Source organism: Hyella patelloides LEGE 07179, assembly GCF_900659865.1.
Lineage (GTDB): Bacteria > Cyanobacteriota > Cyanobacteriia > Cyanobacteriales > Xenococcaceae > Hyella > Hyella patelloides.
In genome coordinates this window covers 1-5,825 of sequence record NZ_LR214121.1, presented here as the reverse complement: position 1 = coordinate 5,825, position 5,825 = coordinate 1, and the positions used below count along the sequence as shown (strand labels likewise).

The 5,825-nt window shown below is 34.8% G+C and carries 6 protein-coding genes; 1 reads left to right on the top strand and 5 read right to left on the bottom strand.

What is annotated here, in order from left to right; all coding sequences use genetic code 11:
* On the top strand, positions 1 to 1,113 hold a 1,113-nt coding region (locus H1P_RS30280), incomplete at its 5' end, for a mechanosensitive ion channel family protein (protein ID WP_246142023.1).
* A gap of 220 nt (positions 1,114 to 1,333) precedes the next feature.
* Here H1P_RS30280 and H1P_RS40035 read toward each other — a convergent pair.
* The 5 genes from H1P_RS40035 to H1P_RS36755 form a co-directional block, all read right to left on the bottom strand.
* The gene (locus tag H1P_RS40035) at positions 1,334 to 1,813 is read right to left on the bottom strand and encodes an AAA family ATPase (protein WP_222427319.1); all 480 of its coding nucleotides are present in this window, start codon (positions 1,811 to 1,813) and stop codon (positions 1,334 to 1,336) included.
* Between the two features lie 26 nt (positions 1,814 to 1,839).
* Positions 1,840 to 2,502, bottom strand: coding sequence for a hypothetical protein (locus H1P_RS40030; protein ID WP_222427318.1), 663 nt, complete (start codon positions 2,500 to 2,502; stop codon positions 1,840 to 1,842).
* A 469-nt stretch (positions 2,503 to 2,971) separates the two neighbouring features.
* A complete protein-coding gene (locus H1P_RS30270) occupies positions 2,972 to 3,760 on the bottom strand; it encodes an SDR family NAD(P)-dependent oxidoreductase (protein ID WP_144874746.1) in 789 nt (262 codons plus the stop codon).
* Between the two features lie 343 nt (positions 3,761 to 4,103).
* The gene (locus H1P_RS30265) at positions 4,104 to 4,685 is read right to left on the bottom strand and encodes a DUF4126 domain-containing protein (protein ID WP_144874744.1); all 582 of its coding nucleotides are present in this window, start codon (positions 4,683 to 4,685) and stop codon (positions 4,104 to 4,106) included.
* Between the two features lie 48 nt (positions 4,686 to 4,733).
* The coding region (locus H1P_RS36755) for a hypothetical protein (protein ID WP_186376232.1) at positions 4,734 to 5,825 on the bottom strand (1,092 nt) is incomplete at its 5' end.

The following is a 5,825-nucleotide window of genomic DNA, read 5'->3' as shown; positions in this document are numbered from 1 at the left end:
AATACTTTATCTTGGGATACGTTATCTAATACTTTCTTTGAAAATAGTTTAGCTGATTATTTATTAGCACTTGCTGTTATTGTAGCAAGCAAGATTGTTGTCAAAATCATTCGTCGCTTTGCGATTACAAGACTCAAAAAACTAGCAGCCAGAACCGAAACTATTTATGATGATGCGATTATTCGTATTTTTGAGAGAAATTTCATTCCTGTCTTGTATCTAGGTGGTTTTTTCTTGGCAATCCAAAACCTAACGTTACATCCAATTTTGGGGCGTATTATTGAAGTTTTAGCAATTTTTGTTGCCACCTTTTTTGTTGTTAAATTAATTACTTCCTTAGTAGAGTGTGTAATTAAAATTTACTGGCTAAATTACCATCGGGATAATAGCAACTTGGAACAAAGTATTGATGCTTTACTTCCTGCTATTAGAGTGGTGATTTGGTTAATTGGCATTATCTTTTTACTAGATAACTTAGGTTTCAATATTTCAGCTGTAGTAGCTAGTTTAGGAATTGGTGGAGTTGCTGTAGCTTTGGCTTCCCAAGGAGTTTTACAAGACTTGTTTAGCTACTTTTCTATTTTATTAGATCGCCCCTTTGAGTTAGGAGATTTTATTATTGTGGGTGATTATTTAGGTACAGTAGAATATGTGGGGATTAAAACCACCAGACTAAGAAGTATTGACGGCGAAGAAATTATTATCGCTAATACCGATCTCACAAGTTCGCGAATTCGTAACTACAAAAGAATGCAACAACGTCGGGTTGTCTTTAAGTTTGGTGTTCTCTATGAAACCAATTCCGAACAGCTAGCTAAAATACCTGTTTTGATTGAGAATATTATTAATGATACTGAAAATGCTACTTACGATCGCGCTCATTTTTCAGGTTACGGCGCATATAGTTTAGATTTTGAAATAGTTTACTTTATTGAGAGTAATGACTACACTATCTATATGGATGCTCAGCAGAAAATCAATTTCAAGGTTAAATCAGAATTTGCGAAACATCATATTGAATTTGCCTATCCTACCCAGGTTAATTACTTAAATAACTTAGAGACTAATCAGAATAATGGTAATGGAAACAAAGCTGTAGAAATACCACTTTAAGCAAATTGATATAAAGTCTTTAAAAAATAAGCAATGTGATTTTTTTAGTTATAGCAATCTTGATGAGAATAAAATGTACCTATTTCTCAAGAAAGTTACTCTCTAAAAATTTAATCATTTCTACTCCACTAACTATCTGGCTCAATTTTATTTCAATATTCCTGGGCTTTTCTAATAGTTAATACTATAAGAACTAAATATCTGTGATAAACGCTCTACATTAATTTTCAATCTGCTTTTCTGCTAAAAGTTTTGGCTCTAATTCTTTAACATGAGCGGGGGTCAAAGCTTGGCATAATTCATAAGAATGGGTTGCTAGTATATACTGGTTACTTTCTCCCCATTCAACGAGATCGGATATTATTTGATATTGCCAATCGGGGTGAAAAGCATTTTCTATTTCATCCATTAGTACTATGGCATTTTCTATGTTTTTAAACCTAAGCCATATATAAATACTAAGTCTTTTCAGTTCTCCATGGCTTAAATCTTCTGGATATAATTCCTGACTTTCTCCATCTCTATCTATTTTAAAGTTAACTCGTGATAAATCTGATTTTATATTAATTTTTTTATTTACCAGTATAGAATTTAATTCGTTTAAAACACTTTTATAAGTATTTCCATATTCTCCTGACTCTATAGCTTGTTTAAAATCTTTATCTCTAGCATATTTGAAAAAATCAATAATGTAATCCAAATCCAATATATCGTAAGTAAAGAAATTTAATAGCTTTTTTTGTTACTTGTAATTTTTGAATAATAGCTATATTCTGTTTTTTTTTGGTTAAAGAATACTTGATTATGAAAATTACCAGATATTCGTAAGAAGTGGCAAAATTGAGTTAAAGGTGCTGCTAAAAATACTTTTTCAGATATTTTATTGAAAATAATATCAATTCTTTGTGAAAAGTTTTGTTCGATTATACATAGTAAAATGAATTGATTTCCTTTCCTATCTTGACAGCTACAAATTAGTTGTGTATCCTTAAATATTTCTCTGTCGTTGATATTAGATCTTGAATTGATAAATTCTGCCAAAGAAATTCTAAAGTTATCTTTAATATGAGCATCAATAAATTTATATTGATAGCATTCAAAAGTTAAAAAAATTATATGCTTGTCATGTATTATTTTTAAGATTGCTAAAGTTTTTATTTTCTCATCAGCATTAAATTTAAATCCTTCAAGCATATTCTGAATAAAAATATGTTTTTCAGGATCGCCAGAACAACTTAGAAGAATAAATATTAACTGTAAAAGTGTACTTTTTCCGCCACCGTTAAGACTACTAAGAGGGAAAATACTAGGACTAAATTCTGGTTCAAAAGTGATATCAATATCTTTTAAGGCACGAAAATCAGGAACTTGAATACGATGTAAGAACATTTACAAAACTTCCGCCTTAGCTACTACAGAGTATAAGACAAGTAAAAAACAGGTGCAATTGATAGATTTATTATTGCAAATTTAATTGAGATAGCGAGAAGATATTAAGTTTATGGCGTTGCGTTTGAAGAAATCATTACAATTCAGCAATGTCCCGTAACTATATAATACTTCTTGATTAAAGATTTTAATAGAGATTTTTATATATGAAGTTTCAAAATATTCAAGCCCACTTTTAAAGCCTTAGTGGGCTTAAACGAGAAGTATTGCCATAACGATATGGACTTCAACATCTTTACTACTTAACAACTCAACGAAATATCTTTTCAGCATTACACATTCAGCAACGCCCTTTTTTCTGGCAATCAACAGTTCCTCCCGCAGAACCAATAAATAGCATAACCTTTCAGCAATACCCAAATTTCCAACCAATAACTAGTCATTGACGAATGCTTACTGTTCGCTAATGTTAATTAGTTTTAGTCCCTAACTGTAACATTCCTTGGGTAATACTCGGAAACAAACGATTGAGAAAAGTAGGAACTTTTGCCGAACCCACTATTACTTCTGCTTGGGGATATTTAACTGCATCCCAAATAGCTTGAGCAACATCTTCTGGTTGACTCACAAAAGGACTGGATAACATTTGCTTCATTTGCTCTGGATCGCTATCTTTAAAAACAGCACGTTCTAAAAAGTCGCTATTGGTAACGCTGGGGTGTACTCCTGAAACGTGAATACCTTGGGGTTCCAATTCTAAACGCAGAGTTTCGGTTAAACCTGTAACAGCATATTTGCTAGTGCAGTAGGCTGTCATGTTGGGTAGTGGTACTTTACCACCAAATGAACCAACGTTAATAATACTGCCTTGTTTTCTTTCTAAGAAATGGGGTAACATCAGATTAATCGTATGGATATATCCCCACAAGTTGACATTGATAATTGTTTGCCAATCTTCAATGGTAGTTTTAGCCATTGGCGCAGTCATACAAATACCTGCGTTGTTAACTAAAACATCGATTTGAGAAAAGCGTTCGAGTCCTAAATTAATTAGAGCTTCCAGAGCAGAGTGATTACCAACATCTGTGGAAATAGCGAGTACTTGTCTGTTCAAGCTTCTAATCTCTTCGGCAACAGCTTCTAATTTATCTTTAGTGCGGGCTGTAATAACGAGATCGTAACCATTTTTAGCAAACAATAAAGCGGTAGCTTTCCCGATACCTTGAGATGCGCCAGTGATAAAAGCAGTGGGAGACATAGTTTTTAATTCAAAAGTTAGTGTTAAAGGCGAATTGCCATTCCTTCGTACAGAGGAGACGAATATTTATTTTTAAATCTTACAAAGTTACAATTAGTATCGGCATCAGTAGAAAGATATAAAGCAATTTGGTATTGGTGAATTAAAGTATGAAAAACAATATGACTTTTTTTCCGCTTGGCTAAAGACTTTCAACAGCAACCAGCAACTCTTCATCCAGAAGTGCGACCCCGCGTCGACGAAAGGCGCTCTGGGTAGCGCACTTCCCGAAGGGCAACTCTTCATCCAGCAACGAACGATATCATTCTTTATTTCATACCTAGAATCACCAACGCCCGCAATTTTATCCTTCTAATTTCTTTCTTCTAAAAATTGGTGGGGGGTTAGATACTATTTTTGTAATTGCAAAGATCAGTAACCCCAAGACGATTAACGCTGTCCACAAGGGAAAAGCAATACCCAATAGAGATAATAAAATTGAGCCTACTGCTTCAATGGTAGCGACAATAAAGTTACCCAATCCCCCTGTAACTCCTGTAGAAGCTAATCTGGTAAAACTAGCGAGCGTTCCCATAATACCAGCCGTTCCGCCACCAGCGATCGCAGCTAATGTCCATTGCAATACAGGGTCAGTATGTCCTAAAGTAGCAGCCGTAATTACGGTACCGATTCCCACAGCTAAAGGAATTTGCACTGCGTCTAACAAGTTATCGACAAAGGGGATATAGTAAGCCGAAATTTCTAGTGTAGTCGCAATAGCAAGAGCGATCGCGGCTTCGGTTGTTCCTAACCATTCAAAACCTGATGATAAGGGAATATGTCCGTAAATAGTTGCTAAGCTCATTACTAATGGTGGTACAAATACCCGAAATCCACAAGCAGCACTTAGAGTTATTCCCAGACATAAGGCGATAATTATTTCCATTATTTTGTCAATGTGAGTTTGATAAATATAGAGCTTAGATGGTGTGGATCAAGTAACTGCTATTTCTTCTGTTTCAGCCAGGGTATCTTCTGGGTTACGTTGATGAGAAGTTTTGACGTAGCTTGACTTCCAGTCTTCTAATAAATCTGAGAGTAAAGTTTGAATTTCGCTTTGAGTGGCTCGATCTTGTAGCTGCTCTTTCAGAGTCAGAGAGAAATTATCTTTAAGGCGATCGAATATAATTTTACCTTCTGTATCAGCATAAGAATTAATCAAAACATCATAAGCAGCTTGAGCGAGATAATCTGCTAGTTGCTCGATCGCTTCTTGAGGTAAACTAGCAATCCCTGGAATTGTTTTGAGAGTTTGATAGACATCTGATTCTTTGAGCGCACCTCTGAGGATATGACGCAATAAATCTTCGATATCTGGTTGTACTTGGGGTAAAACGTTACAGATAGCTAAACTAATCAAGCGATCGATGATTAAATTAATTTTATCTTCTGTGGCATGAAGGGTTTCTGTAGTGGATGATGTGAGTAATTTGGCGATCGCTCCATTATTAATTGCTTCTTGGCTTTGGTTCAATAACCGTACAATTAAAAACATTGATGCACGATGAGATATATAAGCTGCTGGTTCATGGGTAATTTGGGATAAAATCCTCTCCATATCCAGTAAACCTGATTTGTGGATACGAATTGTCACAGGGAGAATTCGCAACCATCGCCATAAAGGTATGAGCATCAAAGCATCATACCAGTAACGTAGCATAGCATCCCACCAATTAAGATCGTTTCTGTTTTTTGCTACCCAAAAAGTACGACTAAGGTATTCCACTGCAAAAAAGATCGCAAAGAAAAGATCGATGCGCCAAAAATTATCAATGTACACACCATTAGCATCACTGCGACGATAATAGTTCGTTTTTAATAAAGGCTCGATTCTATCGGTAAAAAAATCCAACTCGGTTACCAATTCTCGATCGGATAAATACTCTTGACTCCAAAATTGGACAAACGCTTCTTTGGTAGAACGAGTTTGTAAATGGTATTCTATTCTGTGTTTAAGTTTGGCAAAAGTACTCGATTTGCCAGCAGTCAAAAAAGGATTTTCTTCGATTAAAGCGATACTTTGTTG